The sequence below is a fragment of the Arthrobacter sp. CG_A4 genome (assembly GCF_035985125.1).
Lineage (GTDB): Bacteria > Actinomycetota > Actinomycetes > Actinomycetales > Micrococcaceae > Arthrobacter.
The window spans coordinates 17,562-33,786 of the sequence record NZ_JAXCID010000016.1; the positions used below are offsets into that span (position 1 = coordinate 17,562).

Genomic DNA, 16,225 nt, shown 5'->3' on the forward strand with positions numbered 1-16,225 from the left:
CTGCCAGCTACAAGGTTAACTCAGGCCCCGAAGGGTTTAGGCGTTGAATGCCTCCCGCCGCAGGAGCACACTGTTTACATCACCTGAAAGGAGCTTTTGTCATGCGTAGAAAAGCGGTATTGATTACGGGGGTGGCGGCCGCGGCGGTGGTTCTGGGCGGCGCGACCGTGGCGGTCGCGGCCGGCACCCAGCCCGGCGGTTCCGGCGTTACCCTTGACCGCCCGTTCCAGGTGGCGGGCGGCGGGACCGAGCGGGACGACGATTCCAATCTGCCGGCGCTGACGGCCGAGGACCGGGACAGGGCCGTTAACGCTGCCCTCGCCAAGGTCGGCCAGGGCCGGTTGGCCGAAGTGGAGCGGGAGAACGAAGGCGGCGCAGCCTACGAGGTGGAGATCCGTCTGGACAACGGCTCCGAGGTGGAAGTCCTGGTCGGTGCGGACTTCCAGGTCCTCAGCCAGGCCGCCCCGGAATTCGACGACGACTAAACGCACCACCGAACCACAACGCGGGGTCAGATCCGGCCCGTCACGGGCCGTTGCATCGGCCGTAAGTGACCCCGCGTTGGATTTATGCCGTTTTTCGCGACCGCCCCGTGACCTACGCCGCAGTAGCATTTCAATCCCGTATCAAGAGCCAGGAACGGCCGCCAGGCTCTGGCTGACCGTACGTCCCGCACCCTACGCTCGGGCTACTGATTCAGCCGGAGCAATGGTCCAGGGGGAAGAATGCAGTTCGACCTAAGCGCAGTGGAAACGGGAACCATGGTGTTCATTGGAACACTCGTGATTGCCCTGATACTCACCCTCTTTATGGTGACGGCGTCGTTCGCCGCCCTGGTGCTGGTGGGCGTCGGCCGCCTCGCCTGGATCATCGCGGCCAGCGTCCTCCTGGGACTCGTCGACGGCATCAACCACGCCTGGGACCGGCTGGTCCACCACGCCTCAAGCGTGGAACTGCCGGGGGACTTTGCGGGAGACTTCGCCGCCGAATTCATCGCACAGCCAGCCCCTAGTACCGGCACCTACCCGCGGGTAGTATTGCGGGACAGCTGAAGGGTCCTCCACCCACGGCGGATCCAGGGCTCGAGCCGGTAACCCCGGTTAGAGGAGATGCCCCGTGACCTCCGCCGTCGAAAATCCCGCCGTCCAGAATCCAGCCACCGACAGCCCCGCCGCAGACATTCCCGTCCCTGCTGACGCCATCGGCCCCGGGGCCACCGCGGCCGACGCCCGGGCCATCGCCGAGGCCGCCCGCGAAACTACGTGGGACCGGCCCAGTTTCGCCAAGGGTTTGTACCTCGGCAGTTTCGACCTCAGCCTGATCCACCCCTGGCCGGAGGCCCCGGCGGACGACGTCGACCGCGGCGAAGCGTTCATGGCGCGCCTGACTGCCTACTGCCGAACCATGTCCGGGCGCACCATTGAGCGCGACGCCCTGATCCCGGACGACTACCTCAAGGGGCTGGCGGAGCTGGGTGTCTTCGGCATGAAGATCCCCCGCGAATACGGCGGTCTCGGCCTGACTCTGGTCTACTATGGCCGGGCACTGGCGCTGCTGGGCTCGGTGCATCCCAGCCTCGGCGCCCTGCTCTCCGCCCATCAGTCCATCGGCGTCCCTGAACCGGTCAAAGTGTTCGGCACACCCGAGCAGAAGCAGGAGTACCTGCCGCGTTGCGCCGCGGGAGCCATCACGGCTTTCCTGCTGACCGAGCCCGACGTCGGCAGCGACCCGGCCCGGATGGGCGCCACCGCCGTCCCCTCGGAGGACGGCCAGTCGTATCTGCTCGACGGTGTAAAGCTCTGGACGACCAACGGCGTGATTGCCGAGCTGGTCGTCGTTATGGCTTTGGTGCCGGCCCGCACCGCCGCGGACGGAACGGTGCACAGGGGCGGCATCAGCGCCTTCGTCGTCGAGATGGATTCCCCGGGCATCACGGTGGAATACCGCAACGCTTTTATGGGGCTGCGCGGCATCGAAAACGGCGTCACCCGCTTCCACCAGGTCAGGGTGCCCGCCGCTAACCGGCTGGGACGCGAAGGCCAGGGGCTGAAGATCGCCCTCACCACGCTGAACACCGGCCGGCTCTCGATCCCCGCGCTCTGCGTCGCCTCCGGACGGTGGAGCCTGAAGATCGCCCGTGAATGGTCCAACGCCCGCACGCAGTGGGGCCGGCCGGTGGGCAAGCACGAGGCTGTGGGCAAGAAGATCGCCTTCATCGCCGCGAGCGCCTTCGCCCTGGACGCCGTCTTCGAGCTCTCCGCGGAAATGGCCGACGCCGGGCAGAAGGATGTCCGGATCGAGGCGGCCCTCGCGAAGCTGTGGTCCACCGAGATCAGCTGCCGGATCGCCGACGAACTGGTACAGATCCGCGGCGGCCGCGGCTTCGAGACGGCGGACTCCCTGGCGGCCCGCGGCGAGCGTGCCGTCCCCGCCGAACAGCAGCTCCGCGACCTCCGGATCAACCGGATCTTCGAGGGTTCCTCGGAAATCATGAAGCTGCTGATCGCCCGCGAAGCCGTGGACGCACACCTCGCGGCCGCCGGGGACCTCGCCTCCGAGAACGCCAGCCTGTCCGACAAAGCCCGGGCCGCCGTCGGCGCCTCCGGGTTCTACGCCAAGTGGCTGCCCAGGCTCGTCGCCGGTGCGGGCATGGATCCGCGTTCCTACAGCGATTTCGGCCGGCTGGCCAAGCAGCTGCGATTCGTCGAACGGTCCTCGCGGCGGCTCGCGCGGCAGACCTTCTACGGAATGGGCCGCTGGCAGGCGAAGCTGGAACACAAGCAGGCGTTCCTTGGCCGGATCGTGGACATCGGCGCCGAGTTGTTCGCCATGGCTGCCTGCTGCTCGCGGGCGGAGATGCTGCTGCGCACCTCCCCGGTTCGGGGCGCGTCCGCCTACGAGCTCGCCGAGGCGTACTGCGAGCAGGCCCGCGTGCGGGTGGACGAATACTTCGACCAGCTCTGGCGGAACACGGACGACGGCGACCACGTCCTCTCCCGCAAGGTCCTCGCCGGCGACTACGAGTGGCTGGAAGAGGGCGTCCTGGACCAGTCCGAGGGCACCGGGCCGTGGATTGCCGATGCCAGTCCGCGCGCTTCCGTGAAGGAGAACCTGCACCGAAAATACCGCTGACGTGCGGCTTCGCAGCACGTGTTGCCGCCTTAACTGAATAGTAAGCAACCTTGCTACCGGGTACCGTCCGTGGTTAGGTGGAGAAGAGACCGCCACGCCGGTCTCCGCCTTGCGGTGCCCGGTCCAAGCAACGTGCCCGGTTCAAGCAACGAGCGCGGGTCAATCAGTGAAAGTGAGCAGTCCCCATGAGCAACACAGCAGGCCCCGACGATCGATCGCCCCGACGCGCCCACGACGAGGAGGGTGCCCCTGACCAGGAAGCCCGCATCCACGACGCGCGCCAGGACGCCGCCGACCGCACCGAGCCGGTCCGTCGTGAGCCGATCCGGGACGGCGCCACTGACACACGCGCCATCCCGACCGAAACCCCGGCAACCACCCGGATCCGCGATGCGGTGGACGCCCACCCGACCCGTGCCCAGCCGGTGACCGCCGTGCGCCACGATGAACCGGGCCCTGAAGCCTTCATTGACGACGCGCCCACCCGCGAGACCGTCGTGGCCCGCGAGAAGGAGCAGTTCGGCGGCATCAAGATCGGCTCAGCCTTCTTCGGCTGGCTCGCGGCCACCGGCATGGCCGTGCTGCTGACTGCACTGGTTGCCGCCGCCGGCACCGCCGTCGGACTCGCCACCAACACCGACGTCAACGCGGCGGTCAGTTCCGGCGACCAGACCGTGGGGCTGGTCGGCATCATCGTGCTGCTGGGGATCCTGCTCGTGTCCTACTACTGCGGCGGCTACGTCGCCGGGCGGATGGCCCGCTTCAACGGCGCCAAGCAGGGTTTTGCGGTGTGGGTCTGGTCCATCATCGCCGCGATCGTGATCGCCATCCTAGGCCTCGTGGCGGGACAGCGGTACAACATCCTGGCCAACCTGAACAGCTTCCCGCGCATCCCGGTCAACGAGGGCCAGCTGACCACAACGAGCATCATCGCCGCCGTGGTGGTCGCCGCAGTTGCTCTCGTCGGTGCCGTGCTCGGCGGCCTCGCCGGCATGCGCTTCCACCGCAAAGTGGACCGCGCCGGGTTCACGCCGGTGGAAACCGCTGAGGAGCGCTAAGTCGGCGGTTTAGCCAAGCGCCCGGATCCTGCCGGGCTCCGCGGCCCGGCGGACTCAGCTCCCCCAAGGCCAGCTGTCAGCGGAGTTCGACGGCGTCAAGGTAGTACCAGCGGCGATCCACCCGCAGGAAGCGGCTGGTCTCGTGGTGGACTCCACGTTCGCCGCTGTGGCGGAAAAGCGCCTGGAACTCAACAATCCCTTCGGTGTCCAGCGGACCGCCACGGCTGGTGGAAACGATGTCCAGCCGACGCCACTGCATGGCCGGATCCAGCTCCAGACCGGCGGGGCGCGTGTCCGGGTGCCAGGTCCGCAGCAGGTAGCCGGGGTTGAGCACCACAAAGGCGCTATAGCGGGCGCGCATAAGCAGCTCCGCCGTCGGCGCCTCCGCTTCGCCGCGGTGGAAGCGGCCGCAGCAGTCCCGGTACTGCTCCCCTGAAAGGCACGGGCAGTTCCCCTGGAATGGAGCGGCCGCCGGCTGACCGGACGGCCCGGGGACAGGGTCAGCGGCGTTCGTCACGGGGTTTCCTTCCGGCGGGGCCGGACGGTGCCGGCGGGGCTGCTTCCGACTATAGACGCACCCCAGCCCGGTGCCGCCGTGCCGACCGGGACAACGCCTGCAACACGTCTGGGCCCAGACCGGCGGTGCCTGCGTGTCCGCTCCGAAAAGTCCGTATTGTTAAGGGGTGCCGTTGCCCGGCGAACCTTGTTGCGTCCGGTAGCGCAGGGAAAGCCAGCCAGGAGAGGTGAAATGGAAGATCCGACCACCATCGCCCTGAACCTGACCTTTTTCGCCACCCTCGCAGTGGCGTTCGTCATGTTCATCGGTCTCTTCCTCGTTTCTGTCGCCACGCTGGTGATTGCCGGTATGGGACGGCTGGTGGCTGTCTTAGTCGTGGCCACGGTCCGCAGCCTAAGCGGGAGCCGCTCCGGGCCCGTTCCGGGTATCCGGACCCTGCACTCAGCTGACGCCGCTGAATCGGCCACGCCAGCCACTCCCGCGACGCCGGCTGGTGCCCCTGCGAAGGAGAAACCGGCCAGGGCGGAACCCGCGCTGTCACCGGCGTGGGTGGACGCCGTCGCGCGGGCCGACGCCCGCGCGGCCGCGAAGGCCAAGGCCGAGACAGCACCGGCCGTTAAGGTCTCGGTCCGCGACCTCCCCAGCCCCAACACTCCCGTCCAGGATGTAACAGCAGTGGGGCCGCTGGTGGCGTCCGCCACCGACCGGAACAGCGAGCTGGGCACCGTCCCGCACGCCTTCACGAAGCCACCGATGCCCGCTGCGAAGTCCGTGCTGGACACCGGATCACTCGTTTCCCTGCCCGGCCAGCTTCCGCTGCCCACGAGCACTCCGCGAAACAATCGGCAGCACAAGCCGCAGGCCGATCCACAGGCCCAGGAGCGCAAAGCCGGCTAAGCCCTTACCCCGGGCGGCTAAGTCCGCTACGGTGAAACGCATGGAATTCAGATACCTCGGAAACAGCGGCTTCAAGATTTCGGAAATCACCTTCGGCAACTGGCTCACGCACGGGTCCCAGGTGGAAAACGACGTGGCCACCCAGTGTGTCCGGGCCGCTCTCGACGCCGGGATCAGCACCTTCGACACAGCGGATGTGTACGCCAATACGGCTGCGGAGACGGTTCTGGGCAGCGCATTGAAGGACGAGCGCCGGCAATCCCTGGAGATCTTCACCAAGGTGTTCGGCCCCACCGGCCCCAAGGGCCACAACGACCTGGGCCTGTCCCGCAAACACATCATGGAAGCCATCGACGGCTCCCTGACCCGACTGCAGACGGACTACGTGGATCTGTACCAGGCCCACCGCTACGACTACGAAACCCCGCTCGAAGAGACCATGCAGGCATTTGCGGACATCGTGCGGCAGGGCAAGGCGCTCTATATCGGCGTCAGTGAGTGGACCGCCAACCAGATCCGCGACGGCCACGCCCTTGCCAGGGAGCTGGGCTTCCAGCTGATTTCCAACCAGCCGCAGTACTCCATGCTGTGGCGGGTCATCGAGGCCGAGGTGGTTCCGGCGTCGGAAGAGCTGGGCTTGTCCCAGATCGTCTGGTCCCCCATGGCGCAGGGCGTCCTGAGCGGCAAGTACCACCCCGGCAAGCCCGCTCCCAAGGGCAGCCGCGCCACGGATACCAAGGGCGGCTCGAAGATGATCGAACGCTGGATATCCGACGAGGTCCTCACCGGAGTCCAGCAGCTGAAGCCGATCGCGGACGAGGCCGGGCTGACCATGGCCCAGCTGAGTATCGCCTGGGTGCTGCAGAACAAGAACGTGGCCTCCGCCATCATGGGCGCGTCCCGCCCGGAGCAGATCGCGGGCAATGTCGCGGCCGCCGGGGTGAAGCTCGACGCGGAAATCATGCACAAGATCGACGCCGCGATCGGCTCCCTCGCCGAACGGGACCCCGCGCAGACCAAGTCCCCCGCCGCCCGCGAGGCCTGAGCTGTGGCACCGGGGGCAGAACTTGCTGTCACCGGTTCCACCGGGCACCTCGGCGGGCTGGTGGCCCGGAAACTGGCCGACGCCGGCAGCCCGCAACGGCTGCTGGTCCGCGACCTCCGCCGCGCGCCGGAGCTGGCGGGCGCGGCTCCCATGGTGGTGAGTTACGCCGATCCGGTGCTGGCCAAGACGGCGCTGGCCGGGGTGCAGACACTGTTTATGGTCTCCGCCGCCGAGGCCGAGGACCGGCTGCAGCAGCATTTCACCTTTGTCGACGCGGCCGCGGAAGCCGGGGTGCAGCACATCGTGTACACCTCGTTCTTCGGGGCCGCGCCCGATTCGACCTTCACCCTGGGCCGGGACCACTTCGCCACAGAAGAGCGGATCAAAGCCTCCGGAATGGACTACACCTTCCTGCGGGACAACTTCTACCTGGACTTCCTGCCGCTGCTGGCCGGGGATGACGGCGTCATCCGCGGACCCGCCGGCACCGGCGGGATGGCCGCCGTCGCGCGGGCCGACATTGCCCGCTCCGCGTTGACGGTGCTCCGGGACCCCGCCCTGCACGTGGGCCGGAGCTACAACCTCACCGGGCCGGAAGATATCTCGCTGGCCCGGGCCGCGGCGCTCCTGACCGCCGGCACCGGCCGGACCATCACCTTCCACCACGAGACGCTGGCGGAGGCATACTCCTCAAGGGCCTCCTTTGGTGCGCCGCCGTGGCAGGTCGACGCCTGGGTGAGCACGTACACGGCCATCGCCGCCGGGGAACTCGCCGGGCCGACGTCGGCCGTGCACGAACTCACCGGACGCCAACCACTGGACCTGGCGCAGTTCCTGGCCGAGTCGCACACACTGTAGAGGCGTGAAATACCGAGACGCGAACTACTGAGGCACACCTTGCCGTACTGCCGCTTCCTGCGCGGATATGCTCGGCGTGACAAACATGGTCCGTCGCATCCGGCGGAAAGACTTTGGGGACATCCTTGAAAAATCTGTTCGATCTTTCCTTCACACGCTTCGTCTCGCCGTCCATCGCCAAAATCGTCTACATCCTGATCATGATTGCCTTGGGCATCATGTATATCGTGGTCGTCATCTCGGCCTTCGCCAGCCGGAACGCAGTTCTGGGCATCCTGGTTCTGCTCGTGATCGGGCCGCTCTTCGTTCTCATCTACCTTGCGCTGGCACGGATCGGGCTCGAGTCGCTCGTGGCCGGAATCCGCACCGCCGAGAACACCGCCGAACTGATCCGACTCCAGGGCGGCACCCCGTCCGGCGGGCCGCAGAACGGCGCATATCAGGGCCCGAACGGTCCCACCTCATGGGATCCTTCGGCGAACCGCCCGCCCGCACCGCCGGAGGCCTACCCGTACCCGGAGCAGCCGAACACTCCTCCGGGCCAATAGTCACCCCGCCTTCCTGCCGGACCGGCCCGGTCTTGACGTTATCCGGACCGCGGCGTAGACCTGAAACCGGGTGACACCGGCCAAAACCGGGCTGGTCCGGAGCAGAATCGCGGCGCGTCATGCCAAAGCAGATGTCCAGACACTCAAACGTCCTGAGGAACCCGCGCCGCCGGACGGGAAAGCTCTCGCCGCACCCCGGCGAGCCGAGCCACGGGCCGCTGACGTCCGAGGAACTCCAACTCGCCGTGCGGAACCACTCGATGCCAGTCGAGGCGCTGCGGAATGACACAACTCCGCCCGGGCTTCACTACCTGCTAAGCCACTTCGATATCCCGTACATCGACGCCGACAACTGGCATCTGCGGATCGGCGGCGCCGTTCGGCGGTCGCTGGAGCTGAGCATCCGGGCGCTCCGCCGGGCACCGAGCATCAGCGTCCCGGTGACGCTGGAATGCGCCGGGAACGGCCGCGCCCTCTTGAAGCCCCGCCCGCTGAGCCAGCCGTGGATGCTTGAGGCCGTCGGCACGGCCACCTGGACGGGCGTCCCGCTCGCCTACCTCTTGACCCAGGCGGGCGTTGAGGACGACGCCGTCGAGGTGGTCTTCACCGGCGCGGATACCGGAGTTCAGGGCGGGGTACGCCAGCAGTTCGCCCGGAGCCTGCCGATGGACGAGGCCCTTCGGCCCGACGTTGTGCTGGCTTATAGGATGAACGGCTTGGAACTGCCGCCACAGCACGGCTACCCGCTCCGGCTGGTGGTCCCCGGCTGGTACGGCATGGCGAGCGTGAAGTGGCTGTCCTCGATCAAGGTGCTGACCAAGCCCTTCGACGGGTTCCAGCAGTCGGTCGCCTACCGCTACCAGCAGGACGCGGACGACGCCGGAGCGCCCGTCACCTGGATAAAGGTCCGCTCACTGATGGTCCCGCCGGGCATCCCGGATTTCTTCACCCGGCGCCGGATCCTGCCCGCCGCTCCAGTGATGCTGACCGGACGCGCCTGGTCCGGACAGGGCGCGGTGCAGCGGGTCGAGGTCGGGATCGACGGCAAGTGGGCGCCGGCCCATCTGGAGCTCCCCGCGGCGCCCTTTGCCTGGTGCGCGTGGTCGATGCCATGGGTCGCCGAGCCCGGCGAACACGAACTGGCGTGCCGCGCCACGGACGCGTCCGGAGACGTGCAGCCGCTCGAGCAGGCCTGGAACTACCAGGGCATGGGCAACAACGCAGTGCAGCGGATCACGGTGACCGTCGAGTAGCCGGTTACACCCCTGTCAGAAATCCACAATCCCTGCTTGATCAGATGGGCAGCCACGGCCCTAGTGACGGCAAACTTTGCCTTCCCGCCGCCAGCCCCGTATATCAGCGCGATCCTGCCCTCAAGGAAACCGCTTCCCGGCACCTTGTTATTGAACATGATGGCCAGCCTCCTGCCGCGGAGTGGTAAATTCCCTCAACTATATGTTCTCGCCGGGCGCCGCTGGCAGGAGGGCACAGTCGCCTCAGGAGGCGAGAGTGCCGCGGACGATGCTCACGCTGGAGTGCGCAGGATTGCCGTCCACCGGCTCGTCGGAGACATCCACGATCGGATATTCGGCCAGGTCAAGCCCCGCGGGAAGCGGGAAAGTGCCGGACTCGGCGGCCAGGACGCCGAGGCTGACGAGCCGTGAAAGATCGGGGGCAATCAGCCAGACCTCCTGGTATCCCTTGGCCTCGTCCCTATTCAGCGTCACCTCAAGGGTGCGCCGTCCATCCTTAGCCTCGATGATCCGGGCCGAGCCAGTGGCGGAGTGCTGGTCCACCGGTGCCAGCTGCGCGGATGCGAGTGGAGTAATCACCGGTTCGTTCTGCCGGATGGACCAGAAGACCCCGGCAGCCACCAGCGCGGTGGCTGCCGCGGCTGCGAGCCACACGCCGGGACGGCGCAGCCAGGTGGGGCCGGCATGGCCACCGGGAACGGCCGCCGCCGACGACCCGGCGGGAGACGCCCCGGCCGGTGACACCGCCGCCGGAGAGCCGAGCGGGTTCTCCGCGACGGCCACGGAAAGGCCAAGCGTGCGATGGATCCCCGCCCAGACGTGCGGCCCGGGCACTTCCAGTGCGGTGGCGTCCGGTCCGGGCCTGGCCGCCACCACTGTGCGGCGCAGCCCCACATAGTCCGCTGCGCAGTCGGGGCAGGAATGGAGGTGGTCCGCGGCGTGGACTTCGAGCTCTTCGCCGAGAGCCAGCAGGCTCAGGGACTCCGAATCAAGATGCTGCACGGTCTACCTCCAATCGGTTTCTTAGCTGGGACAGGCTGCGGCGGATGTGGCTCTTGACGGTACCAAGCGGCAGGTCCAGTTTCTTTGAGATCTGCGAATGCGTCAGGTCATCGTAGAAGGCGAGCTTGAGGATGGATCCCTGCGGCTCGCCCAGCCGTTCCAGTTCGCCGTCCAACAGCAGGCGGTCGGCCAGGGCTTCTGGATCCGCATGCCCTGCGGATTATTCGGGATCCGCGCCGATCTCCACCGCGGCCAGCACCTTCCGGGTTTCCCGCAGCGACGCCGCCTGCGCGTCTGTGATGACGTTCCGGGTGATGCCTACAATCCATGCGGGCAGCCGGGCTTTCCCGGGGTCGAAGGCCTGCCGGGATCGCCAGACCCGGATGAACACCTCCTGCGTGACGTCGTCGGCGGCGGCCTGATCACGCAGGGACCGCAGGGCAAGTGTGTGGACCAGTGGCGAGAACTGCCGGTAAGCCTCGGCCAGCGCGGTTTCGTCACCGGCGGCGAAGGACTCGTTCAGACCGGCGTCCCAGGCGGAAGAGGCCTGATGGAAAGGTGCCAAGCCGTAATCCTTCCCACCGCTGGAGGCGACGATGAGCGCTGCATCCTGAATCATGCCGGCACCGCCGTGACAATCACATTGTCGCCGTAGTTCTGTTGTTCGTCCAGCCATCGGCCGCCGCAGGTCACCAGCTTCAGCTGGGGCAGGCCCTCACGCCGGAAGATGGACGCACCTTCAAATGCGTCCTTGGCCATAAGTTCCACACCGGTCACCCGGAAATTAAGGGCCGCCGCCCCTTCGCGCCGGACCGTCACCAGAGTGCCCGGCGAGATCGACTTGAGCTGGGAAAAGGGCGCCGAATCGGAGGTGGTGTCGACGTGCGCCGCGACCACCGCGGTGCCGGCGGCAGCTCCCGGGGCCGGACCGAAGCGGTACCAGCCGGCCTCATTGAATGGCTCCGGGATCTCCATTGCCCCGTCCGGACTCACGCCCACATCGACGATCGCCATGTTAATAGTGGTACCTTCCACGGTGAGGAATCGCGGGGCCGGGTCCGCGGGCGCCTGGTCCGACGGGGTTGCCGGCCGGACGGGTATGGCTGATATCTGGGCCGGAACGGGAGCAGATTCTGCAGCCTGCACTGCCGGTTGGGACTCCGGCGGCAACGAATCGGGTCCTCCGGGCGCAGGGGCCGGTGCCACCGTTGACTCAATGCCGGTTCCCGACGTAGCCGAAGAAAGCGGAGTGGCTGTGCCCCGGGGTGCGGCGCAACCGGCAATCAACAGCACCACCGTGACGACGGCGGCCGCGACCTTCGCCACTGCCCGCTGCGCAGGCGGTCGCGGAACCGGTGGACGGCGGGTGGGCTCCGCCGTCGTCGCTCGCTTCATTATCCGTTCTCCTGCCGTGTTGGAGTCCATGGGCCAGCCGCCCGGCAGGTGACCGGGCGGCCGGCGTTAGCGGATGGGGTCTAGCGGATACGGCCGAGCGCCGGCCGCTTGCGGGACGCGGCGACAGCGCCGGCGAGCAGCAGGAGGACCGCAGCGCCGATGCCTACCGTCGCGGCCGTCGGACCGGCTGGTGCGGTCCCGGGGTCAGCGGCGCCGGTACGTCCGCCCGGAACACCGGCAGGGGCAGAATGCAGCCCTTCGATGTTTTGCACGGCCAGCTGCAGGGTCTTGTCCGCGAGGCTGCCCCACGCGTACACCACCGTGTGGGTGCCTTCCTTGACTGTTACATCCGCCGGGCCGATCACCGGCGCCGTGGTGCCCGCGGCGGCCACCGCGACGGACAGTGTGCCGGGATCCAGCGTCAGCGTCTTCTCTTGAGGGTTGGCCAGGCCCGAGATGACGGGGGCGCCGCCTGCGAGGACGTCCACGGCCGGTGCCGCCGCCGTGTGCCGGACAGTCAGCTTGCCCTTGCCGGCATCGAGCCGTGAAATATCGTTCGTAAAGAAGTTGGCCGTTGGTTTACCGACGGCGTCGAGGTTGGCCACGGCCGTGTAGTTCCCGCCGGCCGCGAGCGTGACTTTCACGGGCCCGATCACGGGGGCGGCGGCGTCTGCGGCATCGGCGGCGGTGATGGCAAGGTCATAGTTCCCGGCCGGAAGGGCCAACGGCCCGGCGAGGGTGCCGGGGGTGAAGTTGTCCAGGGTGCGGGCGCCGTTGACCCAGACGTCAACGGTAAGTCCGGGCACTCCGTGCAGAACGAAAAGCTGGGCGTCGGACTCGGCCGCCTGGGCAGGGCCGGCAAGGGTAAGGGCTGCCGCGATAGCTACGGCGCCTGCTGCGAAAAAACTGGTACGCATGTGCATCTCCTTCAACGGCCCGCCGAACGGGCGATTTTTGCTTACACCCCTACTACCGGCGCACCAGGCCGTTTGGATGCACGCGCATGGAGAGCCTTTTGACGGAGCGGGTGGAGGGCGCGACGGCGGGCGCAGCAAAGCGGCCGCGCGGCTCAGGTGAGCTGCCCGGCCGCGGCTGGAGATGCCCGGCGCGGGCTAGACGCGGGTCGGGTTATCCGGGTTATCCGGGATATTTGGGGTGGACTGGGCGTCCGGGCGGATGGCTGCGGGTCCGTTGGCTGCGGTTCCTGTGGCTGCGGTTCCTGTGGCGTCAGGGCCGCCGGCTGCAGGTCCGCCGACACCATAGAAGCCCGTCCGGCCATCGGCCGGACCTGTCGTGGCCGGACCTGTCGTCGCCAAACCTGTCGTGGCCGGACCTGTCCCAACGGGACCGGGTTGGCCGTGGAGGGGCGGGGCACTATCTGGAATGCCCGGGACTTGCGAATATCCGGATCCTGCCGGTGGCCCGCCGTAGGGACCCACCGGAGTGTCTCCCGGATCCCGCGGGCCCATGTCGAGGTGGAACGGCGGGTATTCGTCCCGCATCAGGGCAACGTAGGTGGTGACCCGGTAGACCCAGCGGTTCAGGCCCAGCAGGAAGTCAAAGAGGCCCCGCGCGTACACGCCGGTGAACAGCAGGATGACCCCGGCGATGACCACCAGCAACCCGAGCAGGGAGATCCCCACGCCTACCTGCACCCATTGGCCGTCGCGGTATATCCAGGTCTGGGCGGTACCGGTCAGCAACGCGATGATCAGCAGGTGGGGGATGGCCAGCAGCCAGGACTTCACGAGCACCAGGCCGCGGGACAGCTTTTCGGGATAGTCGACGTCGAAGTCGGCCGGGTAGTCGGTGCGCTCCAACGTGAAGGGCGGGTACCGGTCCGTGCCGAGCGCCCCGTAGGAATAGAAGGCCACCCGCCAGCTCCAGCGGATCACTCCGACGTTGAAGTTGAACAGCGAGCGCGGGTAGCGCCCGGTGAAGAGGATCGCGAACCACGCCACGATGGTGACCACACCGAAGGCAAACCAGAGGAAAAAGAGGACGATGAAGTGCGGGATCGCCAGGAACCACTTGAACAGCCACATCCAGCGGGACAGGTCCCGGTCCAGGTAGCCGCTGAGCCGGGCCGGATACACCACACGACCGGTTCCCGGCGGCGCCCAGGCCGGCGGCTGGCCGCCGTAGGCATACCCGGCAGGCACCGGTTCGGCGTGGCTCTGACCCGCCGGCGGCTGGCCGCCGTACGCCTGACCGGCAGGCACCGGCGCGGCATGGGCTCCGTAGGCCTGAGCCGGAGCACGGAACACGGACGGCGGACCGCCCTTACCGCGTCCCAGTCCCGCGGCGCCGAGAATGATCAGGGGAATGCCGATCAGCAGGAAGACGATCCCGCCGACCAGCAGGCCAACGAACACGGGCCAGAGCAGGTCCGAGCGTGCCCCGGCCTGCAGGTTCACGTCAACCGGGGTGCTGGCGTCGGCGTTCATAACAACCACGGCCCAGCTGCCGGGCCGGATGTCCCAGGTGAGCTGTTGTGTCCCCGGCCCGGTGGCCTTGGCTGTCCAGAAGCTTTGATCGGCGGGCCGCGTGGGTGTCCTTGTGCCGGGGACGTCACGGTAGACAGCGCGGAAAGGCGAGAATTGGACCTCGGTGATCTCGGAATGTTTGACCTCCGCCAGGTACGCCGCCACGGCATTCCGGGGAGCAATCCCGATAAAGATCTCTTTGCCCGCATCCGCAGAGCCGCGAAGCAAAACACTGCCGGCAACGTCGACGGAGACGGAGTCGGACAGGCCGCCTTGGGTCATGATGCTAAGGCGGGGCGAGGCCAGGGCATAGGAGTCCGAGGAGTAGCGCTCCAATGGCGACGTGAAGTAGCCGTTGTCGCGCTGCTGGTAGTTGGCCCACCCCGTCGCGCCGGCGCCGGCCATCAGCCCCAGGCCGATGAGGGCGCTGAGCGTCCCCAGTATGAGCATGACAATCCGGCCTGGTCGCATGGCCGCCGTCCTTTCAGAAACTCAGTTTTTCAACGTGGCGGGCACAGGGAGCAGCGCGGTGACTTTCGGCGTCGGGCGTCATCCGTCGATGGGGCTGCTGACTTGGTGTGGCCGTAAGCCAAATCGTCGACTATCAGAGCCTTCATGCGGCGATCACTACCTTGAGCGCCTTCGTTTCCGCGGCGCGGGCGAAGGTGTCATAGGCCTCCATAAACTGGTCAAAGGTGAAATGGTGGGTGGCGAATTTCTCCGCGGGCACCTTCTTCTGGGCGACGAGCTTGAGCAGCATGGGTGTGGTGTTGGCGTTGACCAGGCCCATGCTGATGTTGATGTTCTGGATCCAGAGGTCCTCCACATGGAGTTCCACGGACTTGCCGTGCACACCGACGTTGGCCACATTGCCGCCAGGCCGCACGATGTCCGTGCACATGGAGAAGGTCGCCGGAATCCCGACCGCTTCGATGGCCACATCCACGCCGTGCCCGTCGGTCAGGGCAAGGACCTGCTTCTTCCAGTCGGCGTCGCCGGAGAGGACGACGTCGGTGGCGCCGAATTCGCGGGACTTCTCCAGCCGGTTCGCGTCGAGGTCGACGGCGATGATGGTGGCGGCGCCGTAGAGGCCGGCTGTGGCGATCGCGGCAAGGCCAACCGGGCCGGCGCCGATCACCGCGACGGTGTCCCCTGGTTTCACCCGGCCGTACTGCACACCGATTTCGAAGCCGGTGGGCAGGATATCGGAGAGCATAACGGCCTGGTCGTCGCTGACTCCCGCGGGCATCAGGTAGAGGGAATTCTCGGCATAGGGAACGCGGACGTACTCGGCCTGGGTGCCGTCGATCAGGTGTCCGAACACCCAGCCGATACCGGATTGGCCCTCGTCGCCCAGGCAGTGCGAGTACAGGGATGTTTTGCAGTTGGCGCAGTGCCCGCAGGACTTGATGCAGGAAATGATCACGCGGTCGCCCACTTTGAGGCTGGTCACGGAGGAACCGGTTTCCGTGATGGTTCCTACGCCCTCATGGCCCAGGATCCGGCCCTTTGTCACAGCTGGGACGTCGCCCTTGAGGATGTGGAGGTCCGTCCCGCAGATGGTGGTGGTCTCCACCCTGACGATCACATCGGTGGGGCTTTGGATGGTGGGATCGGGGACGTCCGTCCAGGATTTCTCTCCGGGACCGCCATAGACGAGGGCTTTCATGCATGCTCCTTGATGGTGAGGATTGTTGGCGGATCCACGATGCGGAGCCGGCAATGAGTTACGGAGGAATCGATTCCTGAGGACAGTAGGGACAGCCGGGCGCGTTCGCGCAGCTCTTCGATGGCGCCCGCCGATACTCGGGCGTGGAACAGGTCGATCACGATTTCATGGCGGGGCAATTTGGCGGTGACCCGGCGGCAGACGACGTAGAGAGCCCGGATGTTCGCGGCCGTAACCACACCGTGCACCTCGATCCGGGCCATCTCCTGATGGCCGTCGATCCGAATCATCACCTTCAGGCGTGGCGTCCTCACGTGTGTGTCCATGGGTCCCCCGGCGCCCGTAGGGTGGCTGAAGGAGCTGCC

The 16,225-nt window shown here is 67.2% G+C and carries 16 protein-coding genes and 1 pseudogene; 9 read left to right on the forward strand and 8 right to left on the reverse strand.

Features of this window, described 5'->3' with window-relative positions; translation table 11 throughout:
• Positions 1-101 precede the first annotated feature (101 nt).
• From RCH07_RS08725 to RCH07_RS08740, 4 genes are all read left to right on the forward strand, one after another.
• Positions 102-485, forward strand: a complete 384-nt coding sequence (locus RCH07_RS08725) for a PepSY domain-containing protein (RefSeq protein ID WP_326967074.1) — start codon at positions 102-104, stop codon at positions 483-485.
• Positions 486-725: 240 nt separating this feature from the next.
• A complete protein-coding gene (locus RCH07_RS08730) occupies positions 726-1,052 on the forward strand; it encodes a hypothetical protein (RefSeq protein WP_326967075.1) in 327 nt (108 codons plus the stop codon).
• 127 nt (positions 1,053-1,179) lie between these two features.
• A complete protein-coding gene (locus tag RCH07_RS08735; protein WP_442784798.1) occupies positions 1,180-3,132 on the forward strand; it encodes an acyl-CoA dehydrogenase family protein in 1,953 nt (650 codons plus the stop codon).
• 185 nt (positions 3,133-3,317) lie between these two features.
• The gene (locus tag RCH07_RS08740) at positions 3,318-4,190 is read left to right on the forward strand and encodes a hypothetical protein (RefSeq protein WP_326967077.1); all 873 of its coding nucleotides are present in this window, start codon (positions 3,318-3,320) and stop codon (positions 4,188-4,190) included.
• A 76-nt stretch (positions 4,191-4,266) separates the two neighbouring features.
• Here the strand turns inward: RCH07_RS08740 and RCH07_RS08745 are convergent, their stop codons facing one another.
• Positions 4,267-4,707 carry a YchJ family protein gene (locus tag RCH07_RS08745; protein WP_326967078.1) on the reverse strand — a complete coding sequence of 147 codons (441 nt, stop codon included), beginning with the start codon at positions 4,705-4,707 and terminating at the stop codon, positions 4,267-4,269.
• Positions 4,708-4,938: 231 nt separating this feature from the next.
• On the opposite strand from RCH07_RS08745, the gene RCH07_RS08750 reads away from it, so the two are divergent.
• The 5 genes from RCH07_RS08750 to RCH07_RS08770 all read left to right on the forward strand — a co-directional run bounded on the left by RCH07_RS08750 (position 4,939) and on the right by RCH07_RS08770 (position 9,308).
• The gene (locus RCH07_RS08750; RefSeq protein WP_326967079.1) at positions 4,939-5,604 is read left to right on the forward strand and encodes a hypothetical protein; all 666 of its coding nucleotides are present in this window, start codon (positions 4,939-4,941) and stop codon (positions 5,602-5,604) included.
• Positions 5,605-5,644: 40 nt separating this feature from the next.
• The gene (locus RCH07_RS08755; protein WP_326967080.1) at positions 5,645-6,649 is read left to right on the forward strand and encodes an aldo/keto reductase family protein; all 1,005 of its coding nucleotides are present in this window, start codon (positions 5,645-5,647) and stop codon (positions 6,647-6,649) included.
• Positions 6,650-6,652: 3 nt separating this feature from the next.
• Entirely contained in the window at positions 6,653-7,507 is an 855-nt protein-coding gene (locus RCH07_RS08760; RefSeq protein WP_326967081.1) for an SDR family oxidoreductase, read from the forward strand.
• 125 nt (positions 7,508-7,632) lie between these two features.
• Entirely contained in the window at positions 7,633-8,055 is a 423-nt protein-coding gene (locus RCH07_RS08765; protein WP_326967082.1) for a DUF4282 domain-containing protein, read from the forward strand.
• 131 nt (positions 8,056-8,186) lie between these two features.
• A complete protein-coding gene (locus tag RCH07_RS08770) occupies positions 8,187-9,308 on the forward strand; it encodes a sulfite oxidase (RefSeq protein WP_326967083.1) in 1,122 nt (373 codons plus the stop codon).
• Between the two features lie 243 nt (positions 9,309-9,551).
• On the opposite strand, the gene RCH07_RS08775 is transcribed toward RCH07_RS08770, so the two are convergent.
• The 7 genes and pseudogenes from RCH07_RS08775 to RCH07_RS08805 all read right to left on the reverse strand — a co-directional run bounded on the left by RCH07_RS08775 (position 9,552) and on the right by RCH07_RS08805 (position 16,174).
• On the reverse strand, positions 9,552-10,310 hold the full coding sequence (locus RCH07_RS08775; protein ID WP_326967084.1) for an anti-sigma factor domain-containing protein: 759 nt from the start codon (positions 10,308-10,310) through the stop codon (positions 9,552-9,554).
• Positions 10,297-10,929 (reverse strand): annotated as a pseudogene (locus RCH07_RS08780) (RNA polymerase sigma factor). Before RCH07_RS08780 ends, RCH07_RS08775 begins: the two are co-directional and overlap by 14 nt.
• The gene (locus RCH07_RS08785) at positions 10,926-11,324 is read right to left on the reverse strand and encodes a class F sortase (protein WP_326967085.1); all 399 of its coding nucleotides are present in this window, start codon (positions 11,322-11,324) and stop codon (positions 10,926-10,928) included. The pseudogene RCH07_RS08780 and the gene RCH07_RS08785 overlap by 4 nt, the downstream one beginning before the upstream one ends.
• A 461-nt stretch (positions 11,325-11,785) precedes the next feature.
• The gene (locus tag RCH07_RS08790) at positions 11,786-12,622 is read right to left on the reverse strand and encodes a DUF4397 domain-containing protein (RefSeq protein ID WP_326967086.1); all 837 of its coding nucleotides are present in this window, start codon (positions 12,620-12,622) and stop codon (positions 11,786-11,788) included.
• 195 nt (positions 12,623-12,817) lie between these two features.
• Positions 12,818-14,662 carry a DUF4389 domain-containing protein gene (locus tag RCH07_RS08795; RefSeq protein ID WP_326967087.1) on the reverse strand — a complete coding sequence of 615 codons (1,845 nt, stop codon included), beginning with the start codon at positions 14,660-14,662 and terminating at the stop codon, positions 12,818-12,820.
• 142 nt (positions 14,663-14,804) lie between these two features.
• Positions 14,805-15,860, reverse strand: a complete 1,056-nt coding sequence (locus RCH07_RS08800) for a zinc-dependent alcohol dehydrogenase family protein (RefSeq protein ID WP_326967088.1) — start codon at positions 15,858-15,860, stop codon at positions 14,805-14,807.
• The gene (locus tag RCH07_RS08805; RefSeq protein ID WP_326967089.1) at positions 15,857-16,174 is read right to left on the reverse strand and encodes a hypothetical protein; all 318 of its coding nucleotides are present in this window, start codon (positions 16,172-16,174) and stop codon (positions 15,857-15,859) included. The genes RCH07_RS08800 and RCH07_RS08805 overlap by 4 nt, the downstream gene beginning before the upstream one ends.
• Between the last annotated feature and the right edge of the window lie 51 nt (positions 16,175-16,225).